Annotated in this window: 16 protein-coding genes and 3 pseudogenes; 13 read left to right on the top strand and 6 right to left on the bottom strand. The window is 37.3% G+C overall.

Annotated elements, in window-relative coordinates; translation table 11 throughout:
• The first annotated feature begins 218 nt into the window (after positions 1-218).
• The 7 genes from MKY17_RS14395 to MKY17_RS14365 all read left to right on the top strand — a co-directional run bounded on the left by MKY17_RS14395 (position 219) and on the right by MKY17_RS14365 (position 7,889).
• Positions 219-1,079: a transporter substrate-binding domain-containing protein gene (locus MKY17_RS14395; RefSeq protein ID WP_098373838.1), complete on the top strand. Its 861-nt coding sequence runs from the start codon at positions 219-221 to the stop codon at positions 1,077-1,079.
• A gap of 179 nt (positions 1,080-1,258) precedes the next feature.
• Positions 1,259-1,771: a DUF6584 family protein gene (locus MKY17_RS14390; protein ID WP_098373837.1), complete on the top strand. Its 513-nt coding sequence runs from the start codon at positions 1,259-1,261 to the stop codon at positions 1,769-1,771.
• 181 nt (positions 1,772-1,952) lie between these two features.
• Entirely contained in the window at positions 1,953-2,744 is a 792-nt protein-coding gene (locus MKY17_RS14385) for a phosphotransferase (RefSeq protein ID WP_098373836.1), read from the top strand.
• Positions 2,745-3,027: 283 nt separating this feature from the next.
• Complete coding sequence (locus tag MKY17_RS14380) at positions 3,028-4,251, top strand: MFS transporter (protein ID WP_098373835.1); 1,224 nt, start codon at positions 3,028-3,030, stop codon at positions 4,249-4,251.
• Positions 4,252-4,449: 198 nt separating this feature from the next.
• Positions 4,450-4,938, top strand: a complete 489-nt coding sequence (locus MKY17_RS14375) for a hypothetical protein (protein WP_286177284.1) — start codon at positions 4,450-4,452, stop codon at positions 4,936-4,938.
• Between the two features lie 611 nt (positions 4,939-5,549).
• Positions 5,550-6,044 carry a hypothetical protein gene (locus tag MKY17_RS14370; RefSeq protein WP_339200123.1) on the top strand — a complete coding sequence of 165 codons (495 nt, stop codon included), beginning with the start codon at positions 5,550-5,552 and terminating at the stop codon, positions 6,042-6,044.
• 567 nt (positions 6,045-6,611) lie between these two features.
• Positions 6,612-7,889, top strand: a complete 1,278-nt coding sequence (locus MKY17_RS14365) for an IS110 family transposase (RefSeq protein WP_289314804.1) — start codon at positions 6,612-6,614, stop codon at positions 7,887-7,889.
• Between the two features lie 593 nt (positions 7,890-8,482).
• On the opposite strand, the gene MKY17_RS14360 is transcribed toward MKY17_RS14365, so the two are convergent.
• Complete coding sequence (locus tag MKY17_RS14360; RefSeq protein ID WP_098373832.1) at positions 8,483-9,082, bottom strand: TetR-like C-terminal domain-containing protein; 600 nt, start codon at positions 9,080-9,082, stop codon at positions 8,483-8,485.
• A gap of 273 nt (positions 9,083-9,355) precedes the next feature.
• On the opposite strand from MKY17_RS14360, the gene MKY17_RS14355 reads away from it, so the two are divergent.
• Together MKY17_RS14355 and MKY17_RS14350 are read left to right on the top strand one after the other, a co-directional pair.
• Complete coding sequence (locus MKY17_RS14355) at positions 9,356-10,810, top strand: DHA2 family efflux MFS transporter permease subunit (protein ID WP_286177286.1); 1,455 nt, start codon at positions 9,356-9,358, stop codon at positions 10,808-10,810.
• Between the two features lie 179 nt (positions 10,811-10,989).
• The gene (locus MKY17_RS14350; RefSeq protein WP_339200122.1) at positions 10,990-12,243 is read left to right on the top strand and encodes a cytochrome P450; all 1,254 of its coding nucleotides are present in this window, start codon (positions 10,990-10,992) and stop codon (positions 12,241-12,243) included.
• Between the two features lie 353 nt (positions 12,244-12,596).
• Here the strand turns inward: MKY17_RS14350 and MKY17_RS14345 are convergent, their stop codons facing one another.
• The 4 genes and pseudogenes from MKY17_RS14345 to MKY17_RS14330 form a co-directional block, all read right to left on the bottom strand.
• Complete coding sequence (locus MKY17_RS14345; RefSeq protein ID WP_098373841.1) at positions 12,597-13,814, bottom strand: Ger(x)C family spore germination protein; 1,218 nt, start codon at positions 13,812-13,814, stop codon at positions 12,597-12,599.
• A 343-nt stretch (positions 13,815-14,157) separates the two neighbouring features.
• Positions 14,158-14,316 (bottom strand): hypothetical protein, encoded by a 159-nt coding sequence (locus tag MKY17_RS14340; protein ID WP_179891228.1) that lies wholly within the window; start codon positions 14,314-14,316, stop codon positions 14,158-14,160.
• Between the two features lie 210 nt (positions 14,317-14,526).
• Positions 14,527-15,372: a VTT domain-containing protein gene (locus MKY17_RS14335; protein ID WP_339200121.1), complete on the bottom strand. Its 846-nt coding sequence runs from the start codon at positions 15,370-15,372 to the stop codon at positions 14,527-14,529.
• Positions 15,373-15,411: 39 nt separating this feature from the next.
• Positions 15,412-15,726, bottom strand: a pseudogene (locus MKY17_RS14330) (IS110 family transposase); the annotation flags it as partial.
• A 420-nt stretch (positions 15,727-16,146) separates the two neighbouring features.
• Between MKY17_RS14330 and MKY17_RS14325 the strand changes: the two are divergent.
• The 4 genes and pseudogenes from MKY17_RS14325 to MKY17_RS14310 all read left to right on the top strand — a co-directional run.
• Positions 16,147-16,317 (top strand): annotated as a pseudogene (locus MKY17_RS14325) (NAD(P)H-dependent oxidoreductase); the annotation flags it as partial.
• A 223-nt stretch (positions 16,318-16,540) separates the two neighbouring features.
• Positions 16,541-17,377, top strand: coding sequence for an alpha/beta hydrolase (locus MKY17_RS14320; protein WP_339200120.1), 837 nt, complete (start codon positions 16,541-16,543; stop codon positions 17,375-17,377).
• Between the two features lie 211 nt (positions 17,378-17,588).
• Positions 17,589-17,852 (top strand): CPCC family cysteine-rich protein, encoded by a 264-nt coding sequence (locus MKY17_RS14315; protein ID WP_144553931.1) that lies wholly within the window; start codon positions 17,589-17,591, stop codon positions 17,850-17,852.
• Between the two features lie 178 nt (positions 17,853-18,030).
• Positions 18,031-18,195 (top strand): hypothetical protein, encoded by a 165-nt coding sequence (locus MKY17_RS14310; protein ID WP_179891114.1) that lies wholly within the window; start codon positions 18,031-18,033, stop codon positions 18,193-18,195.
• A gap of 170 nt (positions 18,196-18,365) precedes the next feature.
• Here MKY17_RS14310 and MKY17_RS14305 read toward each other — a convergent pair.
• Positions 18,366-18,449: pseudogene (locus tag MKY17_RS14305) on the bottom strand (recombinase family protein); the annotation flags it as partial.
• Positions 18,450-18,853 lie beyond the last annotated feature (404 nt).

Here is an 18,853-nt window from a genome sequence, read left to right as displayed (position 1 = left end):
AATAGAATGAACAGGTGGTTCAGTTCAGCAATAAATTAAATTAGGACTGCACATTTTAGAAATGTCTAAAATGTGCAGTCCTTTTCATATCAACTGTTACGCTAATTCACCTTAATATAAAAAAGTGTTTTGTTTTAGAAGGTGATTCATTTATTTTGTTGTATTTTTAATAATTGGTAGATTAATTAAAAATATAGAAAAAATGGAGGTAAATTCACATGTTTAACAATTGGAAAAAAACACTAATGGCTGGAGTGATCAGCTTATCCCTGCTAGGTACAGGGTACGTCGGTCACGATCTGATCTCCTCGCAAAACGTCTCGGCTGAACCGGCATCAGAAAAGGCCCCAGGGCATTTGAAAAAAGTTGAGGCTTCCCAGCTTGATGAAATAATCAAACGTGGATACATTCGGGTTGGAATGACCGGCGACTACAAACCTTTTACCTATTTGAATCCGGAAACAAATGAGTATGAAGGCTTTGACGTGGACGCTGCCAAAGAACTTGGCAAAGACCTTGGTGTGAAGGTGGAATTTGTCGCTACTACATGGCCTGCGATGTTGAAAGACCTGGAAGCGGACAAATTCGATATCGCTGTGGGCGGTGTGACTCGCAATACAACGAGACAAAAAAGCGCTTATATATCCCAAGGTTACCTTTCATTCGGTAAGGTGCCTTTAATTCGCAAAGAAGATAAAGACAAGTATCTTACCATTGAGGATATTAACAAGCCATCTGTACGCATCGGCGTAAATCCAGGCGGAACAAACGAAGAATTTGTCCGTCAGTATCTAAGCAAAGCTAACGTAACCGTTGTAGAAAACAACCTTGATATCCCACATCTTGTTGCAGAAGGTACGTATGATGTCATGATCACTGACACAGTAGAAGCAATGCTGTATGCAAAAGCTGATCCCAGACTGTATGCGGCTCAAACTGACAAGCCTTTCACAAACAGTGAAAAAGGTTATATGATCCCGAGAGGTGATTTCATTTATGCAAGCTACTTGGAAATGTGGATGGATGAAATGAAGCTACAGGGAAAATTTGATGCCCTATACAAAAAGTGGATGGAATAGAATATAAAGGTGTGTGGTCAGTTTTTAGGGTAGATTTTTTTGTAAAAATAAAAACAGAAGAGTAAATTACTTCTCCTTTTTCTTCAGGAAGTATAGGGACGGGTTAAAGGAAAAAGGAACAATTCTATCTATTAAGTAATAAATAGAAAAAAATTTGTTTCTGATTATTTCGACTGTAAATAGATGATGAAGGAGGAGTACTCATAGAAAAAATACCTGTTAAAACTTTAAAGAAGATAGAAGAGGACATTAAAAATAATGATTTAGGAAAAGCAAGAGATAGAATACACGGGTTAATTATCACCTTTCCAGATGAATTAGAACTCCGTAAAAAGTTAGGCGATATTTATTTTGCATTAAAATATCCCTCGATGGCCGGTCGATATTGGTATCTAGAAAAGAATAAGACACCTGAAATGGTAGATGCGTGCATTCAGTTCGAAAAGTCCATGGGTAACGATCCTATTAGAATTGCCAGAGTTCTAAAGTTTAAAGGAGATAGTGATATTATAAAAGGACTGCAAGATCAGGCAATTTCTCCTATACAAAATAAAGTTAAAGAAAAATTGACTGAAGAACCTGATGAGACATTGGAGGATAAGTTATTTACTATTGGGTGTATCACGATATTAATATTAATCATTTTCTTTACATTAATCGGAATTTACACACTCTTTAGCTGGATTTTTTGATTCCTGGAATCTTTCTTCAAGAAAGGTATTTATAGTTGTTGTTCTTTAGCCAACAGTCCTTTACTTCATTACCAAGAGTTGATCAGCAGCTCCTTTTCTTATGAAACAAATGCGGCAGGTTAGTTTTACAAACAGGATTTATTTTACGGGTTAAAGAAAGTCAGATTAGGGGGATATTTAGATGTCAAACAATGAAAACGAAGAAATGCTGACAGGAGGGAATGTCTCTAACGTTTATCGTTCGGGAGATACTGTGCGACGGGAATTAAAGCCAGAAAGTCCTAAAGTTCATAAGCTATTAAAGCATTTAGAGAACAAAGGTTTCAGTTATGCCCCAAAGTTTTTAGGTATTGATGAAAAAGGAAGAGAGATATTATCATTTATTGAAGGAGAAGCTGGTAATCATCCTTTAAAAGAATACATGTGGTCTGATGATGTCTTAATGGAAATAGCGAAAATGCTCCGTCTTTATCATGACTCTGTCAGCGATTTTTCATTTGATGATAGCTGGCAAACGATAGATAACACCCCCCAACAATTTGAGGTACTATGCCATAATGATTTTGCGATATACAACATTATTTTTAAACATGAAAGACCAATAGGTATTATTGATTTCGATGTCGCTGGACCTGGCCCAAAACTTTGGGACATAGCGTACACTCTTTATACTGTTGTCCCCTTAAGTAGATTTAATCTTTCTGAAACAGGTGAGAAAGTTTATTATAATTCATTACAGCACGCTAACCGTATAAAACAAAGAGTTAGATTGTTTTTTGAATCTTACGGTGAGGGAATAGAAGAAGATTATTTGGAAATGGTATTGCTACGATTGGAAGGGTTATGTAAAACAATTACAAGAAAAGCCAGTGAAGGTGACATTGCTTTTCAAATGATGATAGATGAAGGGCATCTTGAACATTATCAAAACGATATTAAATTCATTCGTGAACATGGAAAAGAGTGGATTTAAGCGTAGGTTTTTTGTTGAACTAACGGGTACGTTAGCTGAAGATCGGAGCTGTCTTTAAGGCAGCTTTTTCTTTATGCAACTAACGGGGCAGGATAGTTGAAAAAGAAATGATAACAGTGAGGGTGTTATTGGTTGAATATATAGAACTATATAAAGAAATTTAATTGCATCTGTACTGATATCAAATGGTATTATTTAGTTATGGATGATGTGTAACATTTTACCAAAAATAATGTGTTCAAATGCAAATGGAAGGTAATTTTATAAGAAAAAAGGTGAGTGAATGACCAGTTGGAAAAATCCTATTCTTTTAATATCAGGAATAGGGGTTTCATATTTAGGGAATTGGATTTACTTAATTGCACTTAATATTTCGATATTAAACTTAACTGGCTCTGCAACAGCAGTTGCGGTGCTCTATATTATAAGGCCTATTGCCGTATTAATCACTAATACGTGGTCTGGGAGTGTCATTGACCGTGTTAATAAACGAAGATTAATGATTTCAATTGATATTATAAGAGGTGTCTTAATATTTGTGATTCCTTTCATATCATCATTATGGACTATATATACAGTACTTTTATTGATTAATATTGTCGGTTCATTCTTTGGTCCAAGTTCATCCGTTTACATAACAAAGCTGGTTCCTCCTGTAAATCGAAAAAGATTTAATTCGATTATGAGTTTGGCCAGCTCCGGTGCATTTTTATTAGGCCCAGCTATTTCAGGGATAATTATTATGTATGCAGGGACAGAATTATGCATAGTAATTAATGCGATTACTTTTATAATTTGTGCATTTTTTATCTATCTTCTTCCTGACGTTGATGAAGATTTAGATAATATAAGAGAACCAGTTCGGTGGAAAACTCTCATAAACGACTGGAAAGCAGTTAGGGAATTTACAAAGGATGCAAAGTTCTTTGTATCAGTTTACTTATTGTTTCAATGTGCAATGCTAATTGGCTTTGCACTAGATTCACAAGAGGTTACTTTTATTAAACAGCACTTGGAGTTGTCTGATAGTGATTATGGCTTAATTGTAAGTATTACTGGTATTGGGGCGTTGGGAGGAGCTACTGTCGCTGCCGTTGTATCTAAGAAGTTGCAACTAAGGTTATTTATAGGTGGTGGAATGTTACTGACATCAATAGGATATGTTTTGTTTTATGCATCTTTTAACTTTATAACCGCAACATTGTCATTTGTATTTTTAGGCTTCTTTATGGCATTTGCGAATGCAGGATATGCTACCTTTTTTCAAAATAAAGTACCAGTAGCAATTATGGGAAGGTTCGGTAGTATTGCAGATATGGTTCAAGGTATAATTCAAATTGGATTGACACTGCTTTTAGGGTTAACAATAGAATGGGTTTCATTACAAGTTGTTTGTATTATTTTTTCTATTGTCGGAACAATTCTTGCAACCGTACTTTTCATTACAATATTTATTCCTTCAAAGGCTGAATATTTTGAAGAAAATAAAAAAATAATTACTGGCTAAAAAGACAATATTTAAAATATCTTCATCAACTAACGGGTGCGTTAGCTGAAGATTAGAGCTGCCTTTAAGGCAGCTTTTTCTTATGGAACTATCGGGGCAGGTTAGTGGAATAAAAAATTTTCAATCGAAACTCAATCGAAAACCTTTAAATGGTAAAATTGAAAAATAATGAAATTTTATAATTGAGGAGGAGTTAAGTTGAAGAAAATTTTTACTGTATTATTTTTAATGATGGTTTTAATAGCTTGTTCAGATACAACTAACAAGGATGCTAAATCGGAAACCACTAAAAAAGATACAAGTTCGGAAGCGACTGAACATAATTATCAATTTATAGGAGAAAGCGAACATTGGGAAGCTGTATATTCTTATATAGGAACCGAATTATGGGGAGAAGATGACGGACAAACAACTCATTCTAGCAAAGATAACTATAAACTTGTATTAACATACAAGGGGTCTTTGGAAGAGTTATCCTCGATAAAAAACCTTGAATATACTTATGAAACAACCACATCAAGCGGAAGTAAAACAGAGGCATACACTGAACCACCTAGCGAAAAAGTATTTACTATTGGTGGAGGTTCAGAAAATGGAGCAATAGTAGGTGAAGGCGAAGTTATAAAAGTAAATGTAAAATGGGATGGCTTTGAAGAGTCATTTGAACTGCATAATAAAGTTAAGTGATTTTGTTGAACTAACAGGGCAGTTTAGTTTAATAAGACTTTTAGAATCAAACTGTCAGATGGAACCTTTTTAGGAGAAATCTCGTATACAGATTTAGGAAATTTTTTTTAGAATAGGAGAAACAGGTTATGTTTATAGGGGATATAATATTTCAAGTTATTGTTTTCGGAGGTATAGCATTAATTTTAGGTGTTATAGGTTATTTATTTTTTAAGAGGATCAAGAAAAGCTAATTAAATTTCTTATTCAACTAACAGGTGCGTTAGTTGAGATCCAGGGCTGCCATTTGGTAGCCTTTTTTGCTAAATGAACTACCGGGGCAGGATAGTTCTAGAAGCGTAACTTATTCGAACCTTGTTCATTGACTATTTATGTAACATCACCTAAAATTTAGTTAATGATATTAATTGGGCGGTGCAAATTTGTTAACTACTATAAATATTCCAGGATTAATTCTAACTTCTCTTTTCGCAATATTAGTTTTGTTTTTACTAAGAAAACTAGTGCAATCTATTAGACGGTAAAACCGTCTTTTTTTATGTCACTGTATATGTCACCTCTACAATAAGTCTTATGGAACTACCGGGGCAGGATAATAAAGGAGTGTTTTTTTGAAAAAAATGTTAATAGGTATTATTAGTATTGTGGTTTTATTTATAGGTTTTTTCTTTTTTTTGAAATTAAACCAACCCTTAGTAGCTTATCCAAGTGCTTCAGCGAATGATAGACAGGTACAATTGGTTTCGGTAGGAAATAAAAGTCCATTTGGGGATATTCAAATTGAAGAAGTTCTTGTCAATGATAAAGTTGTACCCTCCAAAGTGAAATTACAAGTGAGTTATCATCCAAAAGGGTTTATTATCTCTGACCATTTTAATGGAGAAGAAGAAAGTGAATATACCTTCAAAGGATTAGATTCTATAACTCTTAAACCAAAGACAGACCCACAAAAGCAACTCGATAAAGTAAATGCTGGTACTGCAACAGAAGATGATACTATTTATGCTCTTTCGTTAGGGCATGAACATAGTATTGACAGAGTCATAATTAAATACCACCATCTTGGCATGTCACATGAATTGGTTGTGTCAATGGTTGGATTGTGAAATCCTATACTTTAACTAAAGGGTACGTTAGCTGAAGATCGGAGCTGTCTTTAAGGCAGCTTTTTCTGATGGAACTATCGGGGCAGGTTTGTTGAAGAAGGATTGAAACTTTATTAGTTTAGGAATCGTATAAAAGAGAGTAATGCGGGTAGGATACGATAGCTTATTAGGGATGATAAATAGTGGAAACTTGTAGCAAATGCGGCAACGAACTTACGAAGGCCTATATTTCTGGAATTCAAGGAGAATTTCAGATAAACAAAAAACCAAGAGGTTTTTTTAAGGATAGTCCGATTTACAGCAAAGTATTTCCTTATGTTTGTTCTAAATGTGGGTATATAGAGTTCTATGTAGAACAACCAGGCATATTCAAATTATGAAAGTGATTTCTACCTCTTGTACAAGACTCAAGGTTGCTGCGGCAGCCTTTTTCATTTGTCACTGTCACTAACGGGGCAGCATTCCTGTTAGAAGGATGTTCGAAGTCTTGAAAGAAAAAGAGCCCTCTTGTATGATGCATGAGTGTCAACGACCATTGACTCAGCATCAAACAAGGAGGACTTCTCTATGCAGTTTAAATGGAATGAAAAAATTAATCAAGTTACTGAAAATACACTCGTTGTTGGTATGGATATTGCCAAGCGTGTTCATTACGCTTGTTTTGTTGATGAACGAGGGCGCGTGATAGAAAAAGCCTTCGCAGTACATCAATCAAAAGAGGGCTTTGAACACCTGTATGAAAAGATTCGTCAAACGATGAAGGAAGCTAAGAAAACAGAAGTAATTGTTGGAATTGAGCCAACAGGCCACTACTGGATGAACTTAGCTAATTTCTTAGATCATTACGGCATACCACTAGTCATGGTGAATCCAATGCATGTCAAACGATCGAAGGAACTGGACGATAATTTACCGACAAAGAACGATAAAAAAGATGCATTAGTCATCGCTCGTTTATTGAAAGATGGGCGTTTTAGCTATCCACGTTTATTAAAAGAAGTAGAAGCAGAACTTCGTATCGGATCTACTCTTCGTTCAAAGTTAACGGAAGATTTAGCGAGTATTAAAAACCGGATCATTCGTTGGCTTGATCGTTATTTTCCCGAGTTTACTCAAGTCTTTCCGGCTTTCGGAAAGATGGCTCTAGCTACATTGGAAATGACTCCGTTGCCACAGGATATCGATGGAAAAAGTGCTGAGGAGCTTGTCTTTCTTTACCGTAAGGTAAAGGGAATGAGAGCCCCACAGCTACCAAAAGCAAAGCTACTCATTGAAGCAGCGACGAACTCAATTGGACTGACAGAAGGGACACAGATGGCCCGACATGAAATTGCCACGCTCCTGCGTCAGTATCGCTTACTAGAAAACGAAATTGAATCTGTGAATAGTCAATTATCCGAAATGGCCCAAACAACTATGGAATATGAGCTGCTGGCTTCAGTTCCTGGATTAGGAGATGCAACCATTGTTGATTTGCTTTCAGAAGTTGGAAGTTTTTCACTTTATGAAAATCCACGCCAATTGATTAAACTAGCGGGATTAACATTACGTGAAAACTCATCTGGTCAACATAAGGGACAAAAACATATCTCCAAACGAGGAAGAAAGCGACTTAGATATATTCTTTTCAAAGTAATAGTACCACTCATTCGTCACAACGAGGGGTTTAAACAGCTTCATGAATATTACACAACACGCCAACAAAATCCCTTACGCGGAAAGCAATCGATGGTGGTACTCTGTGGTAAATTGTTGAAAGTATTGCATGGTATTTGTAAAAAGAAAGTCCATTTTAATGAGCAGAATATGATGAAGGATCTCTACTGCCTCTCAGAGGCAGCGTAAGCATTTCTAACTATCGATTTATAACAAGAAGGATGACACGGAGAAGCCAGCAACATTACTAAACTAAGACCAAGAGTCCCCGGGGCAGCTTAGCAGGCCTCTGCCTTATGAATAGACCGAACGAAGGAATGTAAGCGCAAATGACGCTAAGAGACATGGGAGGGTACGTCATCATAAGTTTCGCAGAGATCTATTGTGCATCACAAAGTGGAGAAAATAGCTAATGATTTCCATTAGTTTTAGCGAAGCGTACGCTCAATTTAGTAATAAAAACCAGAATTTCAATACTCTGTTTAAAAGTAGAATGAAAAAATAATTCCCCTAATACACCGAGTGGTGCAAACCGTTGATACATCAATGTTTATAGAGGGAGGTTAGTTCCACAAGAAAGTTTGTAGCACGGGAGAGATAAATGATAAAAAAAAGGAAAAACCGTTCAGTTTTCTGAACGGAAACACTCCGGTTTTTATACCAAAGTCCACTAAAAATAAGCCAGTTGATTTTGGAAAACATTTTGGAATTTTTTGCGTAATCTATTAGATATACAAGAGTTAGAAACCATAATAGGTACATTAGGTACATTTTATAAATGATTAACTTTCTACATTTATCCTCCTTTGGTGAAGCAAAGAGAATTGTTTCGCTAGAAAAGTCGGAGTATATGGCATATCATTTTGAAGCCACGAAACGATTGTGCCTATTAAAGCTGAAGTTTCATACCATATCAAAATGTCTTCCTTTACAATTTCAGTTAGAATGTGGGATGACCTTCCGTTTTCCTCTATCTTAGTAACTATCCTTTCCCTTAAAAACATTGTTAGACGTTCTCTAAAGATAGGGACTTTCTTAGAAGCCAAAAGGTTTTTATAAAAATTCGAATGTTCAGCTATATGCTCAAGTAAATTTTCGACTATTTTCCAACTATTCTCTTCAGAGGATGTCTGGTCCGTTGGTGTATTACAAAAAATCGTTGAAATGTCTTCAATCATATCGTCTGCCATCTTTTCCAACATATCTGGAATATCACGATAATGTAGATAAAAGGTAACACGATTGATGGTTGCTCTCTCTGCCAATCGATTAACCGTTATTTTTTGCACATCCATTTCCTCAAGTAATTCAACAAATGCATCTTTAATTAATTGTCTTGTACGGAGTATGCGAGGGTCTGTGTGAAGCTTTTTCTTTTCCATCAGTCTCTTTCCTTTCTTATCAAATAGTAAGCTACACTTCATAGTGTTACGTCGTATTTCTTCTCGATAAACAACATAAACCTTATTTTTGTAAATTAATATACACTTTTTGGAATTTTGTAGCTTGAAAACATTATAAATTGTACTTATAATCTCATTTATACATTGTAAATTATACAACACAGTGTAAATTTAATCCACGATGGCTCGAGAGGATGTATGAAATTGAGTAAGAATTCAACAATCAAAAATTCTATCAAAAAGGGACCAATCATGTTTGTGTTGATAATAGGTGCTTTCCTGGCCACGTTTAATCAAACAATCATGAGCGTTGCCATTCCGGAATTAATGAATGATTTTAATATTAAAGCTTCAACAGCTCAGTGGCTTACAACAGGTTATATGTTAGTGAATGGCGTTTTAATTCCTATTACAGCCTTTTTAATCCAGAGATTTTCCACTCGTCAATTGTTCCAAACTTCGATGATTATTTTTCTAGCCGGAACGATTGTTTCTGCAGTCGCATCCAATTTCCCTGTACTTCTGACTGGGCGGCTGATTCAAGCAGCCGGTGCTGGCATTATTATGCCTTTACTCATGAATGTTGTGTTATCCCTTTTCCCGCCAGAGAAGAGAGGGTCTGCTATGGGTTACGTCGGGTTAGCGATTATTTTTGCGCCTGCAATTGGACCAACACTTACCGGCTATGTTCTTGAGACATTTCCTTGGCAAGCCATGTTTTATGGCATGATTCCATTTACAATTATTGTTATCATCTGCGGTTTTATTTATCTGAAAAATGTTTCAGAACCTGTTCATTCCAAGGTAGACTTTATTAGTGTAGCCCTTTCAACCATCGGATTTGGTGCATTAATGTACGGCTTCAGCGAAGCAGGCAATGCTGGTTGGTCAAGTACAGAGGTAGTTGTTTCTCTAGTAATAGGAATCCTGGCCCTTGTCCTGTTTACTTGGAGGCAGCTGATCTCCAAAAATCCGCTACTGAATCTCCGAGCATTTAAATACAATATGTTCACCTTGACTACCCTTATAAGTATAGGTGTTACCATGATGATGTATGCAGATATGATGCTGCTTCCTCTGTACCTTCAAAATGCCCGCGGTTTTACTGCATTGGAGTCAGGTATACTGATGCTTCCAGGGGCACTCCTAATGGGGTTACTAAGTCCTGTAGTTGGAAAGCTCTTCGACCGATTTGGAGCCAAATGGCTTACTATTATTGGTATAGCAATTATTATCATCTCAACCGTTGGCTTTATAGATTTGACGGACTCGACCAGCTACACGTTTCTCATTGTGATGTCTACAGTTCGTCGTATTGGGATGGCTATGTTCCTTATGCCTGTACAGACTGCAGGTTTAAATCAATTACCATCCAGTCTTTATGCACATGGTACTGCTATTTCCAACACTATCAGACAAGTAGCTGGCGCAATAGGTACTGCACTACTTGTGACAGTAATGACAAACAGTACAAGTAATCATCTTCAGGACTTAGCCACTGGAGGAGCCCGGGGTGAAACACAACAACATATGGTTATGGAAGCTTCTATCCAGGGGATAAATGACGCATATTTTGTTATTCTTATCATCGGAATTTTTAGTTTATTGCTTTCCTTCTTTATCAAACGTGTTAAGAACGCTTCCGAAGGAAGGCAACACAAGATTAAAGAAGCCACTAAGAATTTAAGAGGCAAATCCACAATATAAAATATGTATAAATTATCCCAATTGTAAACTAAGGAGGAAATGGGATGTTATTTAAAACTTAAAGATTATCATCCTGATGGTTTTTAAAAGGTATTTTTAGGTCAACAAATAATTCCTTGGACAATATTTAAACAAACAGATGACTCCCGTAAAGGGCACAATGAGAAAGGAAGGTTGTCATGAATAATTCAGATCAAAACTTACCAGAGAAATCCATATTGGACGTGTTTAGTGGTGAAAGTGGTGAAAGCCCATTTCCGATATTCGTTAAGATGCGGACAATGGGAGCCGTTATTCCTATCCCGTCTCCGATTAGTGGGATGGATGGCCAAGCATGGATGGTTACGCGTATGGAAGAAGCAATGCAGGTGTTAAAAGATCACGCCCGCTTTACTGTAGACGGGGGCTCCATCAATGGTAATAGTGATATCAGGCAAAAAAATGCTGATCCATCTGCTCCCCCTACCTTCCTTAACGCAAAATCCATGCTTTCTGTCGATGAACCCGATCATCGACGGTTGCGCAGGTTGGTGTCCAAAGCTTTTACGCCCAAATATATGGAAAGCTTACGCCCTCGCGTCCAGGAAATTGCTGACGAATTACTTGACCAGGTACAAGATAAAGGCGAGATGGACCTTGTCAAGGACTATGCCTATCCCTTACCAATCAACGTCATTTCACATATGCTTGGGGTGCCTCAAACAGACCAGGTACGAATTCGGGGCTGGTCTGAGGCCATCGCGCACGGTCTGGGCCTAGGAAGACAAGATCCGGGGGTAGCAGAGCGGATACGAGCATTCGGGGAATACATCGTGCAGCTTGTCGCCGACAAACGTCAGCATCCTGCAGATGACTTAATTAGTCAGTTGGTTGCTATCGAAGAGGAGGGAGATCGACTCGACGAAGCAGAACTAATCTCGATGATCTCGCTATTGATCTTTGCCGGTCATGAGACAACCTCGAATCTGATCGCTACAGGCACTTTGATGTTGCTGGATCATCCTGAGCAACTGGAAATGGCAAAAGCCGACCACAGTCTCGTTCCTGCAGCTGTGGAAGAACTACTGCGCTTCAATGGGCCTGCCACAATCGCGGGACCACGTTTTGCCACTGAAGATATCGAGCTAGCAGGGCAGCAAATCAAAAAGGGAGATATGGTTATTCCCGTATTAAAATCAACGAATCGGGATGAGCTCCAGTTTACGGACCCAGAGGGGCTGGATATTACGCGCACAATCAAACGTCATCTCGCCTTTGGACATGGCATTCATATGTGTTTGGGAGCGCCACTAGCCCGTGTGGAAGGTGACGTTGCGTTTTCCACCCTGTTGAGACGCATGCCCAACCTACGACTCAGCGTCCCTCGGGAGAACGTCAACTGGCACTTCATGCTGAGTTCACAGGGGTTAACATCCCTGCCAGTCGCTTTTTAGTGGAGAGAAAGAACTCCCTACTTGACGGGTGTAAGTTCAAAAGCCAACCTTTCAAATTTTCACTGAAAGCTAAAACTAAAGTACTGATAAAGAGCTGCTCAAATGATGGGCGGCTTTTTTTAGCCTGATTTCAGAAGCGGGGATACAGATACCAAAAGGTACAGTAATTGTTGGGTTATTTATTCTATATATAGGTAAACAACAAGTAGCCCCAAATACGTTTACGAATAGAGTATTTAGGTCCCATTAAAAAAAGATGTATAGACTTTTTGCAGTTTAAAAATCGTCTTTTAACCTATTCATTTTTCACATTTAATGGAGACTAGGAAGGTCAATGTGGTTATCCTGAGGGTTCACTTCTTTGCAGACCCTGATGTTCCATAATTGTTAATCGTTAATTTTACATTGTAGTTGACCGGGGTTTCACTGAATGTTTGGTCCCAATCCTTTTTGACCTTCTTCCATACTTTGGGGTTCTCAATTCTCAATCGATTTCCGAAGCCAGCAACGTCCACTTGGTATTCTTTTTGCATTTTTTCTACTACATTTCTCACCAAGCGTTTTACTTCTTTTTCAGAGGATTTTTCTGCTTTTTTTAGAAATTCATTATTAAAAGCATTTCCCGGAACCACCCAAGTTTCAGATAGTCTTCCCTCTGATTCAATGTTTACATCAAAAGAGATGTTGTTTCCATTAACTCGAGGTTTAATTCTGCTTTTCATGGACTCTATCTCATACACAATCTGCTGACCAGTCTCTTTATCATAGCTTTTCACTACACCGCCTTTTCCCTTGCCTTTTATCCACGTTATGCCTTCTAGTTCTTCCTCATTCAAAACACCTGTCATTTTGTGGGTCTTTCCGTTGATTACTGCGGCTCCGGCAAATTTGACTTGCCCATTCACTGATAATACTTTTTGCAACAGAAAACTAGATCCTGAAAGGAGCATGCTCTGTACTTTAATTTGCGGCATAGGAGGCAAAATCCTCGTTGTTCGATAGGCATTTTCTACAATGCCAACCAGACGAAACGATGGAATCTCTCCTGCTGTCTTTGTTTCCAGTGTCTCACTTGCTTTTCCTTTACTAATGAGCACAAGACAGCTTGGTCTAATTTCATTATCACGAAGAACTTGATCAAGTAAATTTCCCAATTTAAACGATTTTGCAAGATCTTCACTTATGACAATCACTTTCATATGAGTACTTGTTATGGGATTTTCAATTTTTAATGAGAGTTCACGAACCATCTGATGGACGGAATCTCCAGTTTCCGAAAAATTAATATAAGATTTTTGTTGTGGTCCGGCTTGTATAGTTGTTGAACTTGCAACTTCTGGGGTGATAAATTGATAGGTTGATGTAATCAGGTCTTTTTTTGAATAATATCCTTCCTTTTGTCCATTAAACTTTTTCTCAATGATGGACTCCTTGCCTTTATCGAATGCCAAACCTATACCTAAACTTTGCTCTTCAATTTCACGAGTGCTCCAACATCCTGTAAGAGATAAGAACAAGAGAACGGAGAGTGAAACGAAGAGGGGCCGTATATTGATTTGTGATTGTTTCATACTTTCCTCTTTTACTCTTAAGATAATAAGCAGGGGTAGTGGGAGTAAACCGAATAACAACAATGCGCCATTGCCGACAGAATCTCCAAGTTTTAAAAGGTCAATGATATTTTTCGGTATCATGGCAATCATATATAAAATCGGAAGCAAACCATAGGTACTTGTGTGAATGCTCTTTTTCGAAAGTAATAAATCGACATGATTTATAATGTGCTGTTTCAAAGAATAGTATGCATGAAGTAATAGATATGAATAATTTACAAAAAATCTTTTTTAGCTCACGTAATTACACACACTATTCGAGATGAAAAAAACCTAAATTTAACCTTGTATTTACTCTTTTTTAATCTCGCATTGCTCCTGCCTCTCGGGAAGTCATTGCACCTTGTCCTTCGCTTACATCTTTTTGAATTTCTTGTTTTACTTTTTGTGCATCAGTTCCTGAAAATCCTGGTTTCATAATTGAACCCGAATTCTTTTTAGCTTGGTGATCCTGTTGCATACAAGTCCTCCTTAATCCATTGTTTAACACTCTTATTATTCACAAATGGTACTCAGTATATCCCGAGGATTTGAGCGGATATTAATACAAAAGGGGAAGGTTAGTTCCATAAACGTAGCAACAGCGTTATGAATGAATTTGATACCTGGTGTTTTTTTATCACACAAAAAAAACGCTCTCCTTTCCAGCGTTTTTCCCATAATACATGCTCTATTCTTCATTTCTTTTGTTTAAAAGCCATTTTACCCCTAAATATAAAATAAATAATCCTCCAGCAGCAAGTGATACAGCCGAGATTAATTCCTGTCCTGTCAAGGAGAGGGCTTTTGCCAATTCGACTGAATATGATAGGGACGAGGCTGTCATTAGTTTTGATAGTGAAGCGATCAGGATAAATCTGCTGAAAGATACTCCGCTTATCCCCGATCCGAGGCAAATGATTTCATCTGGGAGAATCGGGATAACGAACAGAAGTAAAAGGATAGCCGTTTCATTTTTTTGCATATATTTCTGGTAGCTTTGCAAGTGTTTTTCTTTTACTAATCTTAATGCAAGCTTTTGCCCACCAATCCTAGCTATAAGGAACATGACTGCTATTCCGGAAATAGTTCCGAAAAAACTTAGATAAGTTGCGGTGAATGAGCCAAAAACTGCACTGCCTGCAGGAACCGTTAAAGCTTCAGGCAAGGGCAATATGATTGGCTGAAGGAAACAAATAAGGAGGAAAAGGAGTTTACTTAAGAGGGGGGTTCCTCCTAAAACGCTCCCAATACAGATCCCGTCTGTCAGAACCAAAAACTTTGTTGTATAAAAAATCAGACAAACAATAATCAAAAAAATGCTCAAGTACACTAGTGCGAGGCGTGTAAGTTTTAAATAGTTTTCTTTTTTCATGATTATCAAAACAAGATTAATAGACAGAATGCTTATTAAAATGACTATAAATATAACTTTATATATTGTCAGCAGCGATGGCAAAAACACAAAAATGCACATGGCTACAAAAGCGCCCATCAATAAATGCGTCCACAGCTCATGTTTCTTTCCAAGAATCACAGTATTCTTTCTCCCTTTAAGTGAATTTTATTTGTATGATTAAGTGTACTGACAAAGCCATCTTAAGAAAACAGGCCTGGGGTTTAATTGAAAGTAAGACCTGAGGTTTAGAATCCCTACTAGGACACGGGCGAGTTTTCATGATGGATTTAATTTTCTTAATCTTTTTCACTTTAACATTGTTGGAGTGTAGGGCTTTAAACTCAGGGTTATTCATCACCAGGCTCATGGTCGCAAGGAAGGATAACGCCGCAGTCGTGATCCTCCACATTTGGAAAGGACAATTTGGCTTTTTCACATCCCGGAGCTTGCCTCAGCGAGATGCAATCGTGCATGACGAAGGAGCGCAAAGCCGAAATAACGAACTACAGGAATGCTAATAGGGGCAGGACAGTTCAACAAGGAATTAGAATTAGACTTCATCCTGGAACTAGCAAGGAGTAAGAGGTGTTATAGGAATGGTTGTGGTTTTAACTAACATATTGCTACTTGGGGATTTAAACGTAAAGTTCAAAAAGACGAAGGGGATATATCTTTATTTGCAACCCTGTCTCTTACTTTAGTTGTCTTTCCTATTGTTCAATTCTTTTCATCCAGACGTTATATTAACGGAACCCATACACAAAAAGCCTTAGATTCTATTGAATTCAAGGCTTTTCGAAATGTAACCTTATTTTCGTTTATCTTTTTTATTCCATTATTGGAACCCATTCCCGCATTTGATAAAGTATAGTATCATGAATAGGTATTTCAAACAAGGAGGGGATATGACCAAAAGCCATGCAAGCTAATGTCGTTCCATTTCAAAAAGTACTAATTTCGCAAGTACACGAAAAGATTGACTACAATCAGAAAGCGCTTACTGACGAAAAACCAAAACGATATCTTCAGAGCTATTTACGACAATTTATTCATTGGATCGATCACACTCCTGTTCTAGTTTAACAAAAGGAGATTATCAGTTTTAGATAAACTTCTTTTAAGTTGCATTCATGATAAAAAAGGTATTGGATGGGGAATTGTTACAAAACAGAAAATGAATCATCGGAACAATAGGATTCATTATGCTTGGAGTCCGCGACATAAAACGTGAATAAATAGGCTACGGGATTCATCCGTATTATTAGAGAATAGGATATATATCGGAATATTTTTTGGAGGTAGAAAAATGGCAAAAATTACTGTAGGAACCGAAAATGAAACACCGATTGAATTATATTATGAGGATCACGGTACAGGGAAGCCGGTAGTATTAATTCACGGATGGCCATTAAGTGGCCGATCTTGGGAATATCAAGTTCCTGCTCTCGTTGAGGCTGGATACAGAGTCATAACTTATGACCGTCGAGGGTTCGGGAACTCTTCTCAGCCATGGAACGGTTATGATTATGACACATTCGCTACTGATTTACACCTGTTACTAGAGCATTTGGATATCCAAAATGTGACACTGGTCGGATTTTCAATGGGGGGTGGAGAAGTAGCCCGCTATATCGGAACTTACGGAACAAATAGAGTAGAGAAGGCTGTATTTGCAGGAGCTGTACCACCATTTCTTTACAAGTCAGCAGAACATCCTGAGGGAGCATTTGATGATGCAGTCATTCAAGGATTAGAAAATGGAGTAAAAAATGATCGCCTAGCATTTCTTGATGAGTTTACGAGAGGATTTTTTGCTGCTGGAGAACGAACTGACTTAGTCAGTGAACCATTCCGACTTTACAATAGGGATATTGCAGCAGGTGCATCGCCTAAAGGGACACTAGAATGTATTTCTGCTTTCAGCAAAACGGATTTCAGAGAGGATTTAGCCAAGTTTAATATACCTACCCTTGTTCTTCATAGTGATTCAGATGCAATTGTTCCATTTGAATATAGTGGGAAGCTGACACATGAAGCAATTCCTGATTCAAAGGTAACTTTAATAAAGGGTGGTCCACATGGGTTCAATGCAACACATGCCAAAGAATTTAATGAAGCACTGCTAACATTTTTAAAGGGCTGATTACAAATGACCGTAAATTGTTGCAAACTGATCGATAAAAATCGTTTTTTTTTTGATAAAATCAACAATGAATATAACAGAGCCACTTTAAAAACGGGTGCGTTAGTTTAAGATTGGAGCTGTCTTTAAGGCAGCTTTTTCTTTATGATTGGGGCAGGATAGTTGAACAAGAAATCATGGTGGAATTCATAAGAATTGTCGAGGTGATTGTATGAAATATACTTGTCCTTGCTGTGGATATAAAACATTAGATGAAGAACCTCCTGGAACGTATGATATTTGTGAAATCTGTTTTTGGGAAGATGATGGTTACCAATATGAACATCCAGATGAGGATGGAGCAAATTATGTTTCCTTTAGAGAAGCACAACAAAGTTTTAAAAAATTTGGGGCTAAAGGTGAAAGAAGTTTACAGTATGTAAGAAAGCCAAATAAATCCGATATAAAGGACCCAAATTGGAAACCGTTAGAGTGAGGTACATATAGTAGTTATTATTTTGATCTTCAACTAGCGGGTGCGTTAGCTGAAGATCAGAGCTGTCTTTAAGGCAGCTTTTTCTTTTTGCAACTATCGGGGCGGATAGTTCATTAAGAGTTATAATTTAAAAGGAGAATTTTTACTTGCCTTCGTTATTTAATAGGAAGTTTTTACTTTGAAGAAAACAAATATTTCTTTGGTTACATTTGCCGTAATCATTACAGTTTTAAATCACTTTGTTTCTCCAATTTTCTTAGATGTAGGACCTGATAGTTCAGGGACTGGCTTATCAATTCTTTTATTGGCTATTGCACTATTAAATCATCTTAGGGAAAAATAATAATTGTACTAATAGGTGCTTGAAATAAAAATTTTACTGTTATTAAGCTGTTTTCTTGTTACACTAACGGGTGCTTTCCTTCATTTAGGCCTAGTCACCACAGGGGTGCTGCTTTAATCCGTCGTGATTTACTGAGGTAAACCTAGTGTGCCTTGTCTAAATACTTATACAGGTCTCCCGCCTTTCTTACCTCTTGATCTTGCTGCTTGAAGATCCGACTTTATTCGTTCACTAATAATAAGCTCGAAAATGGAGAAATACGCTACAAAGTTTTTTGATTTTGCCATGGTCCGCCAAAAGGTGACAGAACTGCAAAAAAAGCTCAGGAGCAAGCTTCGCTTATAGTCGAATTAACGTGAAAAAATTCTTTCAAGTTCTTTATTTTGAAACGAAGCGATAGAAGTAGGAGTCATTAATTATACAAATATGCGAAAGAACAAGTACTCCTATACTTGTTCTTTCGCATATTTGCATGCGTAAAAAAATGGGCGCGTTTACATTTCAGAATATTCTAAAATAATAAATGTGAGTTTTTGTAGTTTTTTGTAGGATGTTGTAATTTCGATGATAAAGTAAATGAAAAGTTAAGTTTTTATTAACAATGGTAATCGTTAGGGGATACAGAGTCATGGTAGTAAAGGTCAAAAAGTAAAAAGAG

The organism is Peribacillus sp. FSL P2-0133, assembly GCF_037975445.1.
GTDB lineage: Bacteria > Bacillota > Bacilli > Bacillales > DSM-1321 > Peribacillus > Peribacillus simplex_E.
This window is presented reverse-complemented; position numbering and strand designations above follow the sequence as displayed.

Bases quoted from the DNA above. Each gene is read 5' to 3' on its own strand.
- MKY17_RS14340 (WP_179891228.1), bottom strand. From the start codon at position 14,316: ATGCAACAGGATCACCAAGCTAAAAAGAATTCGGGTTCAATTATGAAA.
- MKY17_RS14365 (WP_289314804.1), top strand. From the start codon at position 6,612: ATGCAGTTTAAATGGAATGAAAAAATTAATCAAGTTACTGAAAATACA.
- MKY17_RS14385 (WP_098373836.1), top strand. From the start codon at position 1,953: ATGTCAAACAATGAAAACGAAGAAATGCTGACAGGAGGGAATGTCTCT.
- MKY17_RS14345 (WP_098373841.1), bottom strand. From the start codon at position 13,814: ATGAAACAATCACAAATCAATATACGGCCCCTCTTCGTTTCACTCTCC.
- MKY17_RS14315 (WP_144553931.1), top strand. From the start codon at position 17,589: ATGAAATATACTTGTCCTTGCTGTGGATATAAAACATTAGATGAAGAA.
- MKY17_RS14320 (WP_339200120.1), top strand. From the start codon at position 16,541: ATGGCAAAAATTACTGTAGGAACCGAAAATGAAACACCGATTGAATTA.
- MKY17_RS14395 (WP_098373838.1), top strand. From the start codon at position 219: ATGTTTAACAATTGGAAAAAAACACTAATGGCTGGAGTGATCAGCTTA.
- MKY17_RS14350 (WP_339200122.1), top strand. From the start codon at position 10,990: ATGAATAATTCAGATCAAAACTTACCAGAGAAATCCATATTGGACGTG.
- MKY17_RS14380 (WP_098373835.1), top strand. From the start codon at position 3,028: ATGACCAGTTGGAAAAATCCTATTCTTTTAATATCAGGAATAGGGGTT.
- MKY17_RS14360 (WP_098373832.1), bottom strand. From the start codon at position 9,082: ATGGAAAAGAAAAAGCTTCACACAGACCCTCGCATACTCCGTACAAGA.
- MKY17_RS14355 (WP_286177286.1), top strand. From the start codon at position 9,356: ATGTTTGTGTTGATAATAGGTGCTTTCCTGGCCACGTTTAATCAAACA.